The following is a 17974-nucleotide window of genomic DNA, read 5'->3' as shown; positions in this document are numbered from 1 at the left end:
CCCTACTGCCGCGGCGGCCGCACGCGTTCGGCCGCCCGGAGACGGGCCGACCTGGCGCGCGGGTTGTGTTCGTTCTCTTCATCCGTGGGGAGTTCGGCCCCCCTGGTGAGGAGCCGGAGTTCGGGCTGCCGGTCGGGAAGGGGGACGGGTAGGTCGGCGGGGGTGGTGTCGGTGGCCAGGGCGGCCAGGGCCCTCTTGGTCATCCTGTCCTCCAGGGAGTGGTAGGACAGCACGGCGACGCGCCCGCCCATGCCCAGGCGGGCGACGGCCGCGGGCAGGGTGCGTTCGAGGATGGACAGTTCGGCGTTGACCTCGATGCGAAGGCCCTGGAAGGTGCGCTTGGCGGGATGGCCCCCGGTGCGGCGGGTGGCCGCGGGGATGGCCTCGCGCACCAGCTCGGCCAGCGCGCGCGTGGACTCGATGGGCGCCTGGGCGCGCTGGCGCTCGATGGCCCTGGCCACGCGCGAGGCGAAGCGCTCCTCACCGTAGGAGCGCAGGACGCGGGTGAGTGCGGAGAACGAGTAGGTGTTGACCACGTCGGCCGCGGTGAGGGGCTGGGTGCGGTCCATCCGCATGTCCAGGGGCGCTTCGTGGGCGTAGGCGAAGCCGCGGTCGGTCTCGTCCAGCTGCGGCGAGGACACGCCGAGGTCGAGCAGGATCGCGTCGGCGTCGGCGGCGCCCGCCTCGTCCAGGGCGCGCGGGATGTCGGAGTAGACCGCGTGCACGAAATGGGTGCGGTCGGCGTAGGGGGCCAGGCGCCTGGCGCTGCGTTCCAGGGCGGTGGTGTCACGGTCGATACCGACCAGACGCATGTCGGGGCACGCCTTGAGCAGTGCCTCGGAGTGGCCGCCCAGCCCCAGGGTCCCGTCGACGAACACGGCGCCGGGCCTGCTGAGGGCCGGAGCGAGCAGTTTCACGATCCGGTCGAGCATGACGGGCATGTGCAGGGGGTCGAGCCCGGCGCGAGCCGCCGCGACGCGCGCCTCGACGTCCTGTTCCCCGTCCACGCGGACGCCGTCGTCCCCTGACCGCCTGTGCTGCCGGTTGTCCCCCATGCGCTGCTGTTCCTCCACGCTGTCACCGTCTCCCCCGAGTAGCCGCGGGAGCGCCGCTGTCGGTGCGCTCCACGGTGTCCTTTGCGTGGCCCGACGGATTCCGGCGGGCCTCCGGACACGGCCGCTATTGTCCACCTTTCGGCGGGCTCGCGTTCACGACCTGGCACCGGGGAAGTCGCGCCAGCTCGTGGGTACCGCGCCCGGAGGCCGTTGCCGGACTCCGGCTTGCGAGGGTGTGGACTGTGTGCTGATCGGACCGGCGGCGGATCCGCCGGGGTTCACAGCACCCCGGGCAGCACCTCCTCCGACAGTTGCGCGAACGCCGGCTCCTGCTCGGCCTCGTAGTCCGCCCACGCCCTGGCGTCCCAGATCTCCAGGCGCGTGTTGGCGCCGATGACGACGCATTCGCGATCCAGACCCGCGTAGTCGCGCAGCTTGGCCGGGATGGTGACCCTGCCCTGCCTGTCACAACTCTCGTCCGAGGCGCTGGCGAAGAGGACCCTGCTGTAGTCGCGGACGGCCTTGGCAGTGACCGGAGTACTGGCGAGCGCGTCGGTGATGCGCCGGAACTCCTCCGCCGGGAAGACGTAGAGGCAGCGTTCCTGACCCTTGGTGATCACCAGTCCCCCCGACAGTTCGTCGCGGTACTTCGCGGGAAGGAAGAGCCGCCCCTTCTGGTCGAGGCGGGGCGTGTGGGTGCCGAGGAACACACTTCCACCTCCCTCACCCTCGAAGTGGAGAATTCACCCTCTCCACGGTGCTCCACCTTACTCCACACTTCCCCACCGTCAACAGCGACAAACAGGGTGTGGACTTCGAAGAATTGATAAATATGCAGGTCATAGCGTTTGTCGTGAAGGTGGGGAGGCGTGGGGCACGGAGTGTCGCCCGCATCAGGCCCGGCTGGCCCCGGCACCCCGCGCGACACCGCCCCGCACATGCGTGCGGTGGGCACGAAGGGCCGGGCGGGACGGAGATGGGAAAAGACCCCGGAGACAGTTGCCTCGGGCCCCTCCACGAGATTCCGTCCCCCTTCCCACACCGACGCACACACCAAGGATCAGAAGACCGATTCGGGCCCTTTGGCGCCTCTTTGATCACTCCTGAAACCAATCGACCGTCGATTCCGGCACTTTGGTTTGCAATCGGCCTGATTGGGCTAGCCTCGGTTCGGAAGACCGGCACACGGAGCGGGAGGGGTCTGGTGTCACTCGGCACACACCACGGCGGTCGCGGGGGCGGCGTCCAAGAGGACGTCAGCGAGATCGTCGCCGTGGCCAACCGCATCCGCGGCGCTATCGAAACCGTCATCGAGGGCAAACCGGAAGTACTGCGCCTGACGCTGACAGTCCTGCTCGCCGAGGGACACCTGCTCATCGAGGACGTCCCCGGGGTCGGCAAAACCATGCTGGCCAAGGCCCTGGGCCGGGCCGTGGACTGCTCCGTGCAGCGCGTCCAGTTCACCCCGGACCTGCTGCCCAGCGACATCACCGGCGTCAGCGTCTACCATCAGGAACGGCGCGAGTTCGAGTTCAACCCCGGGCCGGTGTTCGCCAACATCGTGTTGGGTGACGAGATCAACCGCGCCTCGCCCAAGACCCAGGCCGCCCTGCTGGAATGCATGGCCGAACGGCAGGTCAGCGTCGACGGCCGTACCCGCTCCCTGGAGCGACCGTTCATGGTGGTGGCCACCCAGAACCCCGGCGACATGGAGGGCACCTACGCCCTGCCCGAAGCCCAGCGCGACCGGTTCATGGCCCGCGTATCGGTCGGTTACCCGGCACCACAGGCCGAGCTCGACATGATCGACTCACACAGCTCACGTTCACCGCTGGACAACCTGGTACCCGTAGCCAACGCCGCCCAGATCAGCGCTCTCGCCGACCGGGTGCACTCGGTACACGTGGCCCCGGGCATGCGCCGCTACATCGTGGACCTGATCAACGCCACGCGGACCAGTTCCGAGCTGCGTCTGGGCGCCTCGCCCCGCGCGACTCTGCACCTGGTGCAGGCCGCCCGCGCCTACGCCGCCCTGGACGGGCGGCACTACGTCGTTCCCGACGACGTGCAGGCCCTGGCCGTGCCAGTGCTCGCGCACCGCCTCCTGCCCGGACCGGAAGCGCAGATGGAACGCCTCTCCCCCGAGCAGATCGTGGCCAAACTGGTCTCGCGCCTGCCCGTCCCCGGGCCCCAGTAACCCCGCTCCCCCGCTTCCGACCGTCCCTTCGCCCCCTGTTCGCATCCGCCCCGAGAGAGGGTCCATGCGCCCGCACCGAACCCTCACAGCACGAGGCGTCTGCATGCTCGTCCTCGGCCTGGCAGCCCTGGTGGCCGGCATCGTCGTGGGACAACGCGAGCTCGTGGGCGTGGGCGTACTACTGATCGCCGTCCCTCCGCTGTCGGCGCTGACGGTCCTCGGCTCCGCCTCGCGCGTCGTGCACAGCCGCACCGTGGCACCCGTCCGAGTCACGGCCGGGCACGACGCTCGGGTACAGGTGCGCGTGGGCAACTCCTCGCCGACCTGGCCGGCGGCCTCGATCTCGGTGACGGACACACTGCCCGTCCCGCTCGGCGGAGAGCCCCGCTACACGATGGGTTACCTGAGCCCGCGCACCGTACGCGACGTCAGCTACCTGGTGCGGCCCGCCGTGCGCGGGAACTATCCCGTCGGACCGCTACGGGTCGGGGTGACCGACCCGCTGGGATGCGTGCGGGTCACCCACCGCGAAGGCGCGCCCTCTCACCTGCTCGTGACCCCCGTGACCGTCCCGCTGGGCGTGCTCGGCGCCGCCAACGGCGCCAAGGGCGAGGACTCGCCGCGCCGCTCGGTGAGCGGAGTCGGCGAGCAGGACCCGGTTCCGCGCGAATACCAGTACGGCGACGATCTCCGCAAGGTGCACTGGCGGTCCACCGCCAAGCACGGTGAGCTGATGGTGCGCCGGGACGAGCAGCACTGGCGTGAGAACAGCGCGATCCTGCTGGACACGCGGCGTCGTGCGCACGGCCACGCGGGCCCCGAGGGATCGCTGGAGACCGCGGTGAGCGTGGCCGCCTCCGTGGCGACGAGCCTGGTCGACAACGGCCACGACCTGCGCTTCCACACCGAGCTGGGCCGGGTGCAGACCGCGACCACGGCCGGTGTGCTGGACAGCCTGGCCGTCGCGGAGCCCTCCGACACCGCGGGACTGCTCGGCGGGATCGGAATGCTGGCCGACTCACGCGGGGCCACAAGCCTGGTGGTGGCGGTACTGGGCGCGGTCGATCCGGAGGAGGCCGCCGCACTGTCCCGGACAGGCGGCAACGGGACCCGCGTGGCCGTGTTGTGCGCGCACGCCGCCTGGCCCGACCACGACACCCTGAGCAGGGTCCACGACGTGCTGGCCGTCTTCGGGTGGCACGTCATCGTCCTGTCCTCCACCACCGAGCTGCCGCCGCTGTGGAACCGAGCGGGCGCACCCGCCGCGGCGCCGGCTGCCGCGAGGCCCGCACACGCCGGGCCGCACACCCCCGGGAAGGGCCCGCGTTGAGAGCACTGATGCCCCTGGCCTCCCTGGCCTGCATGCTGATGGCGCTACCGCTGCTGAGTTCGCTCGTACGCGGCCAGACGTGGTGGGTCCCGGCCTTCGTCATGATGGTCGCGGTGTCCGGTGTGTCCGCGTTGTACAGGTTGAGCGGACGGAACGCGCTCCTGGTGCCGTTCCTACAGGTGCTCACGGTGGCGTTCCTGACCACACCTCTGTTCGCCGGACACGTCGCCCCCCTGGGCCTGTTGCCCACTGGCGGCGTGGTCGGGCATCTGGTGAAGGTGTTCGAGCAGGGTGTGGGCACCATCAACAGCAGCGCGCCGCCGGTGTCGTCCTCGGCCGGGGCCATGCTGATCATCGCGCTGGTCTTCGCGGTCTTCACCGTGGCCGCGGACTTCCTCGCGGTGACGGCGCGCTGTCCCGGCATGGTCGGCAGCCTGCTCCTGGTGCTGATGTCGATACCGCTGTTCGTGGACGACGCCGGGCTGGGATGGCTGCCCGCGGCCAGCTCAGCGGTCGGTTTCCTGCTGCTGCTCGCGATGGACATGTGGGTGCGCGGCCACGAGTGGGGGATCCGCGTTCCCGACGAACACGGTTCCCCGACCAGGGTGCTGGGCGCGGTTCGCAGGGTGGCGACGGTGTCACTGGCCTCGGCCGCCGCGGTGCTGCTGGCGCTCACGGTGCCGCTGGCCCTGCCCTCGCTGCGCACCGACGCACTCCACACGATGGCCGACGGGACCTATATCGGCACGGGCGGGGACGTCATCACCACCACGCACCCGCTGGTCTCGTTGCGGCGCGAACTGGCCTCCTCCTCCGAACGCACGGTTCTGACCTACCGGACCGACACCGAGCAGCCCGAGTACCTGCGCACGTACGTGTTGGACGAGTTCGACGGTGTGAACTGGACGATGACCCCGGTGAACGCCTCGGGCGACACCAGGGTCGACGGGGAGCTGCCGCTGCCCGCCGGCTGGGGCTCGGCGCCGTCCGAGGACGTGGTGACCACCCGGGTCTCGCTGGACTCGGAGTCGCCTCGACTCGACTTCCTGCCGCTGCCGTACTGGGCGCGCACGGTGAAGGCGACCGGTGAGTGGTACGCCGACCCCGACAGCCTCATGGTGTTCACCACCGACAGCCCGCCCACGGGACTGAGCTTCACCGTGGAGACCGTGGACCAGGCGCCAACAGCCGAGGAGCTGTCCGACACCGGGGACCCGCGGTCCCTGCCGGGCGACTACCGGAACCTGCCGCGCGGGCTGGATCCGCGGGTGCGGGAGCTGGCCGAGGCGCTGACCTTAGGAGCGCAGAGTCCCTACGAACGGGCGGTGGCGCTACAGGAGTACTTCACGGGGGGCGCGTTCACCTACGACCTGGACCCGCCCGCGGTGCCCGACGACGCCGACCCGCTCGCCCATTTCCTCCTGGAGGACCGGGTGGGCTACTGCGAGCAGTTCGCGGGGGCGATGGCGATCATGGCCCGGCAGGTCGACATCCCGGCGCGGGTGGCGGTGGGTTACACGGCGGGCGAGCGCATGGGCGACGGCCGGTGGTCGGTGTCGGTGGGCGATGCCCATGCCTGGCCGGAACTGTACTTCGAAGGTGTGGGCTGGGTCCGGTTCGAGCCGACCCCCTCCTCGTCCGACGGGCAGGGGTCGGCGTCGGTGCCCGACTACGCGCGGGGCACGGCGGAGGGCACGGACAGCCCCGGCACCGTTCCGGAGGAGCCCGGGGTCCCGACCACCGAGACGCCGGAGCAGCCTGAGGGGAGCGAGGCGCCCGATGAGGAATCGGGCCAGACACCCGAGGAGCCCGAGGACGAACCGACCTCTTCGGTGGCGGCTCCCGGCGACGGTTCCCAGTCCGGTCAGGACCTGGCGTGGCTGCCCGCGGCGGGTGCCGCGGCGGTCGGACTGCTGCTGTTGGCCCTTCCCGCACTGATCCGCGCCCTGGTGCGCTGGTCCCGGATGGCCGCTCTGTCGAAGGGTGCCGCCGCGGCGTCCGGGGCGCACACCGCGTGGCGGGAACTGCGGGACACGTGCCTGGACCTGGGCGGTACCTGGACGCTGGCGGAGAGCCCGCGAGCCACGGCCGAGCGCCTGACACGTACTGGCCCGGCGCCGGATCGGGCGGCCCCGGGAGCGGCGGGGCTGATGTCCGGGGCTGCGACGGAGCCGGTGCCGCCGGAGGCCGCGGAGGCGCTGTGGCGTCTGGCCCTGGCCGAGGAGTCGGCGCGCTACGCACCCTCGCCGAGCGCGCCGGAGGGACTACGAGAGGACCTGCGGACGATCCGCGCCGGACTGGCCGCGGTGGTCGGCGCGGGCACGCGTACCCGAGCGGTACTGCTGCCCCGCTCTCTCGCTCCGTGGCACCGTCCGCGCCCGGCTCCCGAACCCCGCCCCGTGACGTCTTAGCCGTTCGGCCCTGAGGGGCCCTGCCGGCCCGGGTACCGCTGTCTCCGACAGAAGTGCCGGACCGGGAACACGAAAACGTGGTGGGTCCCGCACGGTCGTGCGGGACCCACCACGTGAGATCCGTGCCCGGCTCGACCCGCTCCGGGCGCCCACCGGCGTGGGCGTGGCCAGGCGCGCGAGGCGCGGCCGGAGAACTACTCCTCGCCCTCCTGGCGGCGACGCCAGCGCTCCTCGAAACGGTTCATCATCCCGGGCCGGTTCCCGCCTTTGCGCTTCTGCTTGGGCTCCGCCGCGGCAACGGCCTCGGCACCGCCTCCGGAAGCCTTGCGCCAGGCGTTGGCCCCCCACAGGAAGCACAGCAGCATGATGAGGAATCCGAGGACGCTGATGGCGACCTGGGCGGCTGTGGACTGGAGCATCAACCCCGTCATCAGCAGAACCACACCGACGACGAATCCGAGCCCGGCTTTGATGATCCAGCGCTTGTAATGGACCGCGGGGTTCGTTTGCCGAACAGTGTTCGCGAACTTCGGGTCCTCGGCATACAGCGCCCGCTCGATCTGGTCGAGCATGCGCTGCTCGTGTTCAGAGAGCGGCACGGCGCCTCCCTACGGCAGTCCCCGGTTGGGGTGACGGGTACTGATAAACAGTCTCTTGGTCAGTGGTATGCCCAGAATACGGTGCGCTAGCGCCCGGTGGAAAGAAAAGCTGCGTGCGTACCTGACCCACAACGGCCACGATACCCGCGCCCTGTATCGGAAACACCGGCTTCCATGCCTCTCTTCTACCCTGACTCCGGTCCTACCCTTGGAACGCTCCGAGGGCCCCGGAAGTTGCCGCATCATACGTCGTTTTCATCACGTTTGGCCAACACGGCCGACTGTATCGCGCCTGGGCCGAAACGTTCCGTTACGCGGTCCATAACCCGTTCGACATCCCTCCATCCCGAATCCTCCTCTCCCAGGGCCAACTGGTGGTGCATCCGCTCCGCCGGGAGGACCCCCTCGACCCGGACCCCCACCAGGCGCAGCGGTGCTCCGCGCAGCCCGGAGGCGGTGTACAGCTCGCGGGCGACGGCGTTGATCTCTCGGGCCACGTCGGTGCCCTCCGGCAGGGTCCGCGCCCGGGTGATCGTGGAGAAGTCCCCACGGCGCAGCTTCACGCTCACCGTGCGCCCCGCCTGTTCTGAGGCCCGCAGGCGGCGGCCCACCTTCTCCGCCAGTCTCAGCAGCTCGCGCTCCACCACGCCCGGGTCGGTGACGTCCTCATCGAAGGTCTCCTCCGCGCCGACGCTCTTGTCGGGGGTGTCGGGCACCACCGGGCTTCCGTCCACGCCCCGGGCCAGCTCGGCCAACCGGGTCCCGGCCTTGTCGCCCAGCTCCATGCACAGCATGTCCGGCTCGTAGCGGGCCAGCTGTCCGACCGTGCGCACGCCCAGCCTGGCCAGGGACTGCTCGGTGCGGTCCCCCACTCCGGGCAGCGCCCCGACCGGGAGCGGGTCCAGGAAGCCCCGCACGTGGGCGGTGGGCACCAGCAGCAGACCGTCGGGCTTGCAGTGCGTGGAACCGAGCTTGGCGGTGAAGCGGGTGGCGGCCACTCCCACGGAGCAGGTGAGGCGCTGCTCGGCGCGCACCCGTTCCCGGATCATCGCGGCGATCCGCACCGGTCCGCCCAGGCGGCGGCGCGCGCCGGACACGTCCAGGAACGCCTCGTCCAGGGAGAGCGGCTGCACCAGCGGGGTCACCGAGCGCAGGATGTCCATGACGGCCTCCGACACCTGCCGGTAGGCGCGGCCGTCGGGCGGAAAGACCAGGGCCTCCGGGCACAGGGACGTGGCCCGCGCCATGGGCATCGCCGAGTGCACTCCCCGCGCGCGGGCGAGGTAGTCGGCGGAGGAGACCACGCTGCGCGGGCCGGTGCCGCCCACGATGACGGGGCGTCCGCGCGCCTCGGGGTGGCGCAGCTGTTCCACGCTCGCGAAGAACGCGTCCATGTCCAGGTGCAGGACGTGACAGTCGGAGTCCGGACCGGAGCCGTCCGCGGGGAAGTCGGCGCCCAGCGCCGCGATCCCGTCCGGGGAGATCATGCCCCGCATCGCGGCGCCGCGTTCCAGTTGGCGTCGGCTCATGGTGCCAGGCTATGCCGTGCCGGTGCGTGCGCTCCTCCGGGCGGGGAACCGGCGTCCACGCTCCCGTGCGCCTTCCGGCGGCTGTGGGCGGGGTCCTCAGGCGCGGTGGGCGACAACGTGCAGCTGGGTAGCGATCCCGATCAGCTCGGGGTACTCGGCGGCGGCCTTCTCCAGTTCCACCAGGCGCTGTCCGGCATGGGCGTCGCCCTCCCAGGCGTGCCCGGGAACGATGTCGGCGAACATCCGGACTCCACGGACGTTCTCCCCTGCCAGCCCCACGCTGCCGACCAGCTCCAGAACCTGCTGGCGGGTGAACCGGCGCGGCATCGGGTCGCCCTCACCCCAGCGGCCGTCGGGGTCACCGAGCAGGTGGTGCGCGTCGGCGATGTGGCCGGCCAGCGCGCGGTGCAGGGCCCCCGCGACCGCGTTGGTGACCAGCAGGCTCACCGCACCGCCCTCGCGGGTGATACCGACCACGTCGTGCAGCGCCGCGGCCGGGTCGTCCACGTACTCCAGCACGTTGTGCACCAGTACGAGGTCGGCGCTGCCGGGCTCGAACAGGGACGCGAGGTCGCGGGTCTCCCCCTGGACCCCGCGCACGGCCACGTCCTGCTCGGCGGCGCGGCGCTCCAGGGCGGCGAGAGAGTCGGGGTTGGGCTCGACCACGGTGACCCGGTGGCCGAGTTCGGCGAGCGGAACGGCGGCGCCCCCGGTGCCGCCTCCCGCGTCGACGATCTCCAGAGGGCCGCCGTCCCCGAGCCGGGTCAGCAGTTGTGCCAGGGCCTCCCACACGACCGCTGTCCGTGCCGCGTTGGCCGCACGCCCCGGTCCGGTCGCCCCGCCCGCACCGGAACCGCCGCTGGCGGTCGCGGTCACGCTGGTCCTGTCAGTCACCTGCGTCCCCTCAATCCAGGTTGCCCCGACGGCTCCCGCTCTCCGGTGTCAGAGCGAGAGCGTCGCCTTGTTCTCCATCAGCCTGGACAGGAGCCCGCTGATGAAGTTGGGCGACTCGTCGGTGGAGAGCTCCTTGGCCACGCCGACCGCTTCGGCGATCGCCACGCCGTCCGGGATGTCGTCGGCCCAGAGCAGTTCGTAGGCGCCCATCCGGAGGATGTTGCGGTCCACGACGGGCATGCGCTCCAGGGTCCAGCCGATGGCGTAGGTGGTCAGGAGTTCGTCGATGCGCTCGCGCCGCTCGTCGACCGAGCGGGCCAGGCTCTCGGTGAACTCGTTGATCGGTGGCTCAGGCTGGGCCCGACGACGCTTGATGACGTCCTCCACCGAGGTGTCGCGCACCTCGGACTCGTAGAGGACCTCGACCGCGCGCCGCCGGGCCTTGCGTCGTGCTCCGCTCATCAGTTGACTCGCCCGAGGTAGTCGCCCGTGCGGGTGTCGACCTTGATGCGCTCGCCGGTGGTGATGAACAGGGGCACCTGGATGACGGCGCCGGTCTGAACGGTGGCGGGCTTGGTGCCGCCCGTGGAACGGTCGCCCTGCACGCCCGGGTCGGTCTGGGTGATCTCCAGCTCGACGGCGGCGGGCAGCTCGATGTAGAGCGGGTTGCTCTCGTAGGTGGCCACCGTGGCCCTGGTGTTCTCCAGGAGGAAGTTCTTGTTGTCACCGACGACGGTCCCGGGGACCGGGATCTGGTCGTAGGTCTGGGTGTCCATGAAGACGAAGGACTCACCGTCGTGGTAGAGGTACTCCATCTCGCGGCGGTCGACGTTGGCGAACTCGACCTTGGCGCCGGCGTTGAAGGTCTTGTCGACGATCTTGCCCGTGAGGACGTTCTTCAGCTTGGTACGGACGAACGCGCCGCCCTTGCCCGGCTTGACGTGCTGGAACTCCAGGACGTTCCAGAGGACGCCGTGTTCGAGCCGCAGGGTCGTGCCGTTCTTGATGTCGTTCGTCGAGGCCACGTCGGTCGTCTCTCCAAGGGGTCTGACACATCGGAGACCGGGCCCGTGAAGGCCGGTCGGTGGTCGGTGGGGCTGGGCGTGGGCACCTCGGGGGGCCTCCCCGGGTGCACCGGTGCGCACGTCGCCTGTGTTCAGTCTAGTGGCTTCACGGGACACGGACGTCGCCCGTGACCGCGCGGTACGCCTCATCGAGCAGCGCAGGGTTCGGGGCGCTGAGAATGGCGGGCCGGGCCAGGCCGTCCAGGACGACGAAGCGCAGGGTGGCTCCGCGTGCCTTTTTGTCCACGCTCATGGCGGCTCGCAGCTCGGGCCAGGCCTCCTGGGCGTAGGAGGTGGGCAGGCCCACCGACGACAGCAGGGAGCGGTGGCGCTGAACCAGGCCGGCATCCACGCGGCCGTCCAGGCGGGCGAGTTCGGCGGCGTAGACCATGCCGACGGAGACCGCGTAACCGTGCCGGAAGGTGTAGTTCTCGGCGCGTTCGATCGCGTGTCCCAGGGTGTGGCCGTAGTTGAGGACCTCTCGACGGCCGTTCTCACGCAGGTCGCCGGAGACGACGTCGGCCTTGACCCGGATGGCGCGCTCGATGAGCTCGCGGGTGTGCTTGCCCTCCGGGGTGGCGGCGCCCTCGGGGTCGTCCTCGACCAGGTCGCAGATGACGGGATCGTCGATGAACCCGGCCTTGACGACCTCGGCGAGGCCGCCGACGTAGTCGGCCCGGGGCAGGCTCGGCAGGGTGGCCAGGTCGCACAGGACCCCGGCCGGGGGGTGGAAGGCCCCGACGAGGTTCTTGCCCTCGGGGGTGTTGATACCGGTCTTGCCGCCGACGGCGGCGTCGACCATGCCCAGCAGGGTGGTGGGGACCAGGACCGAGCGCACACCGCGCAGCCAGGTCGCCGCGACGAACCCGGCCAGGTCGGTGGCCGCTCCCCCACCGACACCGACGACGGCGTCGGTGCGGGTGAAGCTCCGCTGTCCGAGCCTGGACCACAGGTCGGCGGCCACGGCGGCGGTCTTGGCCGCTTCACCGTCCGGAACGGGCATGGCGTGTGCCCGGTACCCGGCGGCCTCCAGGGCCCCGAGCACGGGTCGGGTGATCTCCCCCAGGCTTTCGGGGTGGATGACGGCGACCTGCGCGGCGTCGCCCACCAGCGAGGGGAGTTCGGAAAGGACGCCGCTGCCGACCACCACGTCGTAGCTGCCGGTGGGATCGCCCACACCGATACGAGTCACAGTCACTGCTGAGCCCTTCCAGCATCCTGTCCGGCCAGCGAGGGCAGGATGGCGTCCACGAGCTCCTCCGGGTGGTAGCCGGTCGTCTCCACGGTGGCGGTGGCCAGACGCTCGTAGACGGGCAGGCGCTCGTTGAGCAGCTGACGGAGCCGTGTGCGCGGGTTGCCCGCGAGCATGGGACGGGCTACGTCCATGCCCACACGCTTGGCGGCCTCGCCGAACTCGACATGGAGGTACACCACGCAGTGCCCTTCCAGGTCCTTCTGCGTGGCCTCGTTGAGAACCGCGCCGCCGCCGACGGCGATCACGCCCTCCCAGGCGCGTAGCCCCTCGGCGACGACCTCGCGCTCCAGGGCGCGGAAGTGCTCCTCGCCGTCCTCGATGAAGATGTCACCGATGGGCTTGCCCGCACGCTTCTCGATCTCGGCGTCGGTACACAGCAACTCCGCGTCCAGGCGTCTGGCCAGGGCCTCGCCGACGGTGGACTTCCCCGATCCGGGTGAACCGATGAGCACCGCGATCGCTTTTGCCACGCTCTGCCTGCCTAAGGATCCGTAGGTCCGTCCCCGCACGAACGGGGAGCACCGGTGGGTATGTCCACCTACTTGTCTAGCAGAACCCGGACCCGCACGTGCGAGGGAGGGCGGAGCCCGGTTCATGTCCGGGCCCCGGGGTCGGGGAAGCGTGTAGCGGTGGCCCGACCCTTTTGGGGCGGGCGCGGCCTGCCAGCCCCACGGGTGCACGGCCGGGGACTCCTGCACGCTCCCGCGGGAAGACCCGTGCCCTCTGGCCCGCGGGCCAGAGGGCACGAGCTCACCGGATGGTCAGCGAGTCCAGGTAACTCCTGAGGTTGCGCGCGGTCTCGGGGACCGAGTCGCCGCCGAACTTCTCCACGGCGGCCTCAGCGAGCACCAGGGCGACCATCGCCTCGGCGACCACACCGGCGGCCGGAACCGCGGTGACGTCGCTGCGCTGGTGGTGGGCCCGTGTGGGCTCGCCGGTCTCGGTGTCGATCGTGTCCAGCGCCCTGGGCACCGTCGCGATCGGCTTCATCGCGGCGCGCACCCGCAACGGGTCGCCGGTGGTCATACCACCCTCGACACCACCAGCGCGGTTCGTGCGGCGGCGCACGCCGTCCGGGCCGGGCTCGATCTCGTCGTGCGCGGCCGAACCCCGGCGTGCGGCGGTACGGAACCCGTCACCGACCTCCACGCCCTTGATCGCCTGGATACCCATGAGCGCACCGGCCAGGCGCGAGTCCAGGCGCCGGTCCCAGTGCACGTGGCTGCCAAGGCCGGGCGGCAGACCGTAGGCCAGCACCTCGACCACGCCGCCAAGGGTGTCGCCGGACTTCTTGGTGTCGTCGATCTCCTCGACCATGCGGGCACTGGTCTGGGGGTCGAAGCAGCGCACCGGGTCGGCGTCGACCGCGGCCAGGTCCTCCGGGCGCGGCTCGGAGGCGTCCTCGGGCACGGCCACGGGCCCCATGGACACCACGTGGCTGAGGAGTTCCACACCCAGCGCCTGGCGGCAGAACTGGCGGGCCACCTCGCCGATCGCGACGCGGGCCGCGGTCTCGCGGGCGCTGGCGCGCTCCAGGATGGGCCGCGACTCCTGGTGCCCGTACTTTTGCATACCGACCAGGTCGGCGTGCCCGGGTCGGGGCCGGGTGAGTGGCGCGTTGCGTGCCACACCCTCCAGTTCCTCGTCGGGAACCGGGTCGGGCGACATCACCTTCTCCCACTTGGGCCACTCGGTGTTCCCGATCTCAAGTGCGATCGGGCCCCCCTGGGTGCGGCCGTGCCGAATGCCCCCGACAACGGAGACCTGGTCCTTCTCGAACTTCATCCGGGCACCACGTCCGTACCCGGCGCGGCGGCGGAGCAATGCGGCGGCGATGTCGTCAGAGGTGACGGACACACCGGCCGGAAGGCCCTCCAGAATCGCGACGAGTGCCGGTCCGTGGGACTCCCCCGCGGTCAGCCAACGCAACATGTGCACGATCATCCCACGAGACGGCGCACAGCAGCGCATCCGGGTTCAGGGTTGCGGCGCCAGGGACCCTCCGGCCAGGACGGTGGCGAGTGCTGCGGCGAGCATGAACGGGCCAAGCGGGAACGGGTCCTTTCGTGTGAGCCGCCGTAGCGCCATGAGGACGGTGCCCACGAGCGAGAAGGCGGCGAAGGCCCAGAAGACGGCGACCAGGGCCCCGAACGGACCCGCCGCCCAGCCCGCGTACAGCGCGGTGAGTCCGGACAGTTTGACGTCGCCGAACCCGAACCCCGCACCGTGCAACCGCCACAGCAACCAGTACAGCACCATGACCAGGACCATGCTGGCCAGTGTCCCCACGGCCCGGTCGGCGTCGGGGCCGCGGGGCGGCAGGAGGACGGCCATCCCGATCAGCGCCGCGGCCACCGGGTAGGCGGGGGCGACGACGGCGTCGGGCAGGCGCATGACCCGCAGATCGATGGCGGACAGCAGTACCCCGACGGTGACCAGCCAGAGCACCGCGAGAAGACCGAACGGGCACCAGTGGGGTTTCAGGGTGATCCAGAGTCCGACGAGCCCGAAGAGAAGGGCGGTCGTGACGACGACCGCGGGGTCGGGCCGAAGGACCCGCTCGCAGTGGGGACAGGCCCCGCGCCTTCGGAGCGACCGGGCCTCCACGACGGGGAACCAGCGCAGGAAGCAGAGTTCGGCATGGCAGTGGGGGCAGCGGGGCGGTGGCGGGCACTCGTCGTCCTCATCCGGCGGCGGACGCCCGCCGGGCACACCCTCAGCGGTCGCGGGACCCGTCGTGGCATCGTCCTCGCGCTCCGCGGGGAGCGGCAGGTCCCTGTGCGCGGCGAACGAGTCTCGGGCACCGGGGGACCATGGCTGCCGCGCGGGGCCGAAGAGGTGGACCAGGCGGCCGCTGACCTGGCCCGCCGCCGCACCGAGCAGGACGAGGAAGACGGCGACGGCGGCCGTCCACAAATACGGGTGGAGCACGAATGCCGAGGGGGTGGGCATGCTGGGAAGCTACCCTTCCGGCCCCCACCGCGACACCGCCGGGACCAGCCTGTGGACAACCCGGGACAAGGACCGCCCGGGACGGTTCCGGGCGCGTGGGCGGCACGGGCGGAGCGGCGCGCCTCTGCCCCTTCCCCGCCCCGGACTACCGTTTCCGGGGTTCCTCCCCGTCGTCTCGCTGAGCGCGCACTACGGCACTCAGCTCGACGCCCCCGGGCAGCACGTGCCGCAGTTCGAAGGTGAGCCGATCGGCCACGCGCCGCAGTGCCTTGTCGTCGCGCTCGTCGAGTTCGAGGCGGATGCCGAGGTCGGCGCGCTCCGAGGGATGGATGCGCACGCGCTCGATACCGAACTCGGTGTGTGTGACCCGGTAGATGAGCGCGAGGACCTGCGGATCGTCCTTGGGCTCGGGGATGGTGCCGGTCTCGGCGATCCTGGTGAGGAACCGGCCCTGGACGGTGAAGGTCGCCGGACCGGACACGTCGATCACCAAAGCGTCCGCGCACTCCTCCACGGTCGCCTGACAGGCGTCCTTGGTGGTGAAGGGCACCGGCCGCGCGTCAGGGCGCCAGCGGCGGACCGCGTCCACCGAGGTGAAGGCGAGCACTCCCCGGCGCCCGTCCTTGCCCAGCATGATCGGGACGGCGACCTCACTGCTCTTGTCCTTGGTGAGCCCGCCGACGCCCTCCTCCGTCTCGTCGGCCGCCGCGACCACCGGAATGAGCACACGGGACCTGCTGAGTGCGGCCAACACCTGGCGGTCACCGGTCTGTCCCGACGCGTGTTCGCGCAGTCGCGCCTCGACCTCGGGATCAGCGCTGCCGTCGTCGTCACGGAAGTTCTGGGCGCCGATGATGGATGCTCTGCTCACGGGCACAGACTCTACCCGGGGCCCCGTGGAGCGCGTAGCGTGCTCGCGCGAACCTATCCGGAAGGCGCTGCTTCGCCGCTTTCGAGGGCGGCGATGATCGCGCCGAGTTGGGAGACCTGCTCACCGGTGAGCCTGTCGAACACCAGGGAGCGCACACGCACGGCGTGTCCGGGCGCGGCCTGGTCGAGGAGCAGGGAACCCTTCTCCGTGAGTACGGCCCACAGCCCGCGCCGGTCGTCGTCGCAGTGTTCCCGGCGCACGTAGCCGTCGCGTTCGAGCCGGGCGACCTGGTGGGAGAGCCTGCTCTTGGAGACGATGACGCTGTCAGCGAGCACCCGCATACGCATGCGCTGCTCGTGCGCCTCGGACAGGTGCACGAGGATGCCGTACTCGATGAGCGAGAGCCCGGTGCGGGCGCGCAGGTCCTTCTCCAGCTCGTCGTAGATCCAGGCGTTCGTCCTGAGGAAACCACGCCAGACGTGCTGTTCCTCGACGTCGAGCCACGCGGCCTTGTCCATACGGCCATCGTAGTGGTGCGCCCGGGCCCGGCTTTGCACAAGTACGACAGAACATCTAAGATCCTTCCCAGGAAGATTCTTCTAAGACGCTTTGTTGCTCAGCAGTGAACAGGGCCCGGTCTCCGGGTCCGCCGACCCGATGAGGGAGACACCCATGGCAGCGCAGGAACTGAAGCCCGGCACCTGGAAGATCGACGCCGCCCACAGCGTCGTCGGCTTCTCCGTACGGCACATGATGGTCAGCAAGGTCCGCGGCCGGTTCGAGAAGTTCGACGCCACGCTGACGGTTCCCGAGGACCCCATGCAGTCCTCCGTCGAGGCCACCATCGACGCGGGCTCCATCAACACGGACAACGGCGACCGCGACAACCACATCCGCTCGGCCGACTTCTTCGACGTCGAGCAGCACCCGCAGTTCACCTTCCGCTCCACCGGCATCGAGGCCAAGGGCGAGGACTTCGTCATCAAGGGCGAGCTGAGCATCAAGGGCAACACCCACCCGATCGAGCTCGTGCTGGAGTTCAACGGCTCCACCCCCGACACCTTCGGTCTGCTCCGCTCCGGCTTCACCGCATCCACGCAGATCAGCCGCAAGGAGTTCGGCGTGGACATCGACATTCCGATGGACGGCGGCGGCGTGGTCCTCGGCGACAGGATCACGATCGACATCGACGCCGAGTTCACTTTCCAGGACTGAGCGGGGACCAGTACCCGGCGAGACCGCGGTGGCGGAGCGACACCCCGAAGATTTGACGACACGCCGTCATTATCCCCGGAGTGCCTCGGATATCGTCAACGGGGGGAGGGCGCACAGCCCTCCCCCCGTTCGCGTTCCCGTGTGCCCGCCCGCCAGCAGGAGGCCCCGTGCCGTCGCCCACCCCCTTCTCTCCCGAGGTCGTCGCCGCCGTCACCGCCCACATGAACGGCGACCACCCCGAGGACACCCTGCTCATCTGCCGCGCCCTGGGCGGCCTCCCCGAAGCCACCGCCGCCCGCATGACGGGGCTGGACGGCGACGGCGGCGACTACACGGTCGTCGCGGGCGGCGCGGAGCACACCGTCCGCCTTCCGTGGGCTCAGCCACTGACCGAGCGCGCCCAGATCCGGGTGGAGGTCGTGCGCATGTACCAGGAAGCGTGCGAGAAGCTCGGTGTGGCCCCCCGCGAGCAGCACTGAGCCCCTCTGCGGCGCCTGGCCCGCCCACGAAGCACGCACCCGCACGCCCCTGCGAGAACGGGCAGCCCAAAGGGGCAGCCCAGAGGCGTCCCCGCCGACCGGGACATGTTCGGCGGAACTACT

General features: G+C 70.8%; 18 protein-coding genes. 5 read left to right on the top strand and 13 right to left on the bottom strand.

Annotation, left to right across the window (positions count from 1 at the left end; genetic code table 11):
• Window positions 1-2: 2 nt before the first annotated feature.
• Both rsmH and mraZ read right to left on the bottom strand, forming a co-directional pair.
• Window positions 3-1055, bottom strand: a complete 1053-nt coding sequence (gene rsmH / locus AC0T5L_RS13105; protein WP_476165820.1) for a 16S rRNA (cytosine(1402)-N(4))-methyltransferase RsmH — start codon at window positions 1053-1055, stop codon at window positions 3-5.
• 278 nt (window positions 1056-1333) lie between these two features.
• On the bottom strand, window positions 1334-1765 hold the full coding sequence (gene mraZ / locus AC0T5L_RS13100) for a division/cell wall cluster transcriptional repressor MraZ (RefSeq protein WP_476165702.1): 432 nt from the start codon (window positions 1763-1765) through the stop codon (window positions 1334-1336).
• 494 nt (window positions 1766-2259) lie between these two features.
• Here mraZ and AC0T5L_RS13095 point away from each other — a divergent pair, with 494 nt between their 5' ends.
• From AC0T5L_RS13095 to AC0T5L_RS13085, 3 genes are all read left to right on the top strand, one after another.
• Window positions 2260-3252 (top strand): AAA family ATPase, encoded by a 993-nt coding sequence (locus tag AC0T5L_RS13095; protein ID WP_476165701.1) that lies wholly within the window; start codon window positions 2260-2262, stop codon window positions 3250-3252.
• 64 nt (window positions 3253-3316) lie between these two features.
• Window positions 3317-4582: a DUF58 domain-containing protein gene (locus AC0T5L_RS13090; RefSeq protein WP_476165700.1), complete on the top strand. Its 1266-nt coding sequence runs from the start codon at window positions 3317-3319 to the stop codon at window positions 4580-4582.
• An 8-nt stretch (window positions 4583-4590) separates the two neighbouring features.
• Window positions 4591-6993, top strand: a complete 2403-nt coding sequence (locus AC0T5L_RS13085; RefSeq protein ID WP_476165819.1) for a transglutaminase TgpA family protein — start codon at window positions 4591-4593, stop codon at window positions 6991-6993.
• A gap of 194 nt (window positions 6994-7187) precedes the next feature.
• Here the strand turns inward: AC0T5L_RS13085 and AC0T5L_RS13080 are convergent, their stop codons facing one another.
• The 11 genes from AC0T5L_RS13080 to AC0T5L_RS13030 all read right to left on the bottom strand — a co-directional run bounded on the left by AC0T5L_RS13080 (window position 7188) and on the right by AC0T5L_RS13030 (window position 16675).
• The gene (locus AC0T5L_RS13080) at window positions 7188-7592 is read right to left on the bottom strand and encodes a DUF3040 domain-containing protein (protein ID WP_476165699.1); all 405 of its coding nucleotides are present in this window, start codon (window positions 7590-7592) and stop codon (window positions 7188-7190) included.
• A gap of 242 nt (window positions 7593-7834) precedes the next feature.
• Window positions 7835-9088, bottom strand: a complete 1254-nt coding sequence (gene dinB, locus AC0T5L_RS13075) for a DNA polymerase IV (protein WP_476165818.1) — start codon at window positions 9086-9088, stop codon at window positions 7835-7837.
• Between the two features lie 129 nt (window positions 9089-9217).
• Window positions 9218-10015: a methyltransferase domain-containing protein gene (locus AC0T5L_RS13070; protein WP_476165698.1), complete on the bottom strand. Its 798-nt coding sequence runs from the start codon at window positions 10013-10015 to the stop codon at window positions 9218-9220.
• A gap of 48 nt (window positions 10016-10063) precedes the next feature.
• Entirely contained in the window at window positions 10064-10477 is a 414-nt protein-coding gene (gene nusB / locus AC0T5L_RS13065) for a transcription antitermination factor NusB (RefSeq protein WP_476165697.1), read from the bottom strand.
• Window positions 10477-11040: an elongation factor P gene (efp, locus tag AC0T5L_RS13060; RefSeq protein WP_476165696.1), complete on the bottom strand. Its 564-nt coding sequence runs from the start codon at window positions 11038-11040 to the stop codon at window positions 10477-10479. Before efp ends, nusB begins: the two co-directional genes overlap by 1 nt.
• 145 nt (window positions 11041-11185) lie before the next feature.
• Window positions 11186-12277, bottom strand: coding sequence for a 3-dehydroquinate synthase (gene aroB, locus AC0T5L_RS13055; RefSeq protein ID WP_476165695.1), 1092 nt, complete (start codon window positions 12275-12277; stop codon window positions 11186-11188).
• Window positions 12274-12786 (bottom strand): shikimate kinase, encoded by a 513-nt coding sequence (locus AC0T5L_RS13050; protein ID WP_476165817.1) that lies wholly within the window; start codon window positions 12784-12786, stop codon window positions 12274-12276. Before AC0T5L_RS13050 ends, aroB begins: the two co-directional genes overlap by 4 nt.
• 298 nt (window positions 12787-13084) lie before the next feature.
• Window positions 13085-14266, bottom strand: coding sequence for a chorismate synthase (aroC, locus tag AC0T5L_RS13045; RefSeq protein ID WP_476165694.1), 1182 nt, complete (start codon window positions 14264-14266; stop codon window positions 13085-13087).
• 45 nt (window positions 14267-14311) lie between these two features.
• Window positions 14312-15286 (bottom strand): prepilin peptidase, encoded by a 975-nt coding sequence (locus AC0T5L_RS13040; RefSeq protein ID WP_476165693.1) that lies wholly within the window; start codon window positions 15284-15286, stop codon window positions 14312-14314.
• Window positions 15287-15431: 145 nt separating this feature from the next.
• Window positions 15432-16157, bottom strand: a complete 726-nt coding sequence (locus AC0T5L_RS13035) for an SseB family protein (protein ID WP_476165692.1) — start codon at window positions 16155-16157, stop codon at window positions 15432-15434.
• Window positions 16158-16210: 53 nt separating this feature from the next.
• Complete coding sequence (locus tag AC0T5L_RS13030) at window positions 16211-16675, bottom strand: MarR family winged helix-turn-helix transcriptional regulator (RefSeq protein WP_476165691.1); 465 nt, start codon at window positions 16673-16675, stop codon at window positions 16211-16213.
• Between the two features lie 154 nt (window positions 16676-16829).
• Here AC0T5L_RS13030 and AC0T5L_RS13025 point away from each other — a divergent pair, with 154 nt between their 5' ends.
• On the top strand, window positions 16830-17372 hold the full coding sequence (locus tag AC0T5L_RS13025) for a YceI family protein (protein WP_476165690.1): 543 nt from the start codon (window positions 16830-16832) through the stop codon (window positions 17370-17372).
• A 167-nt stretch (window positions 17373-17539) separates the two neighbouring features.
• Window positions 17540-17851, top strand: coding sequence for a DUF2470 domain-containing protein (locus AC0T5L_RS13020; protein ID WP_476165689.1), 312 nt, complete (start codon window positions 17540-17542; stop codon window positions 17849-17851).
• Window positions 17852-17974 lie beyond the last annotated feature (123 nt).

This window comes from Nocardiopsis sp. TRM 82005, from assembly GCF_056312425.1.
This window is presented reverse-complemented; position numbering and strand designations above follow the sequence as displayed.

What these genes read in the sequence shown, in the direction of transcription:
- rsmH (WP_476165820.1), bottom strand. Translation starts at nt 1,055, where the DNA reads ATGGGGGACAACCGGCAGCACAGGCGGTCAGGGGACGACGGCGTCCGC.
- AC0T5L_RS13090 (WP_476165700.1), top strand. Translation starts at nt 3,317, where the DNA reads ATGCGCCCGCACCGAACCCTCACAGCACGAGGCGTCTGCATGCTCGTC.
- AC0T5L_RS13085 (WP_476165819.1), top strand. Translation starts at nt 4,591, where the DNA reads ATGCCCCTGGCCTCCCTGGCCTGCATGCTGATGGCGCTACCGCTGCTG.
- dinB (WP_476165818.1), bottom strand. Translation starts at nt 9,088, where the DNA reads ATGCGGGGCATGATCTCCCCGGACGGGATCGCGGCGCTGGGCGCCGAC.
- nusB (WP_476165697.1), bottom strand. Translation starts at nt 10,477, where the DNA reads ATGAGCGGAGCACGACGCAAGGCCCGGCGGCGCGCGGTCGAGGTCCTC.
- aroC (WP_476165694.1), bottom strand. Translation starts at nt 14,266, where the DNA reads ATGTTGCGTTGGCTGACCGCGGGGGAGTCCCACGGACCGGCACTCGTC.
- AC0T5L_RS13040 (WP_476165693.1), bottom strand. Translation starts at nt 15,286, where the DNA reads ATGCCCACCCCCTCGGCATTCGTGCTCCACCCGTATTTGTGGACGGCC.
- AC0T5L_RS13030 (WP_476165691.1), bottom strand. Translation starts at nt 16,675, where the DNA reads ATGGACAAGGCCGCGTGGCTCGACGTCGAGGAACAGCACGTCTGGCGT.
- AC0T5L_RS13025 (WP_476165690.1), top strand. Translation starts at nt 16,830, where the DNA reads ATGGCAGCGCAGGAACTGAAGCCCGGCACCTGGAAGATCGACGCCGCC.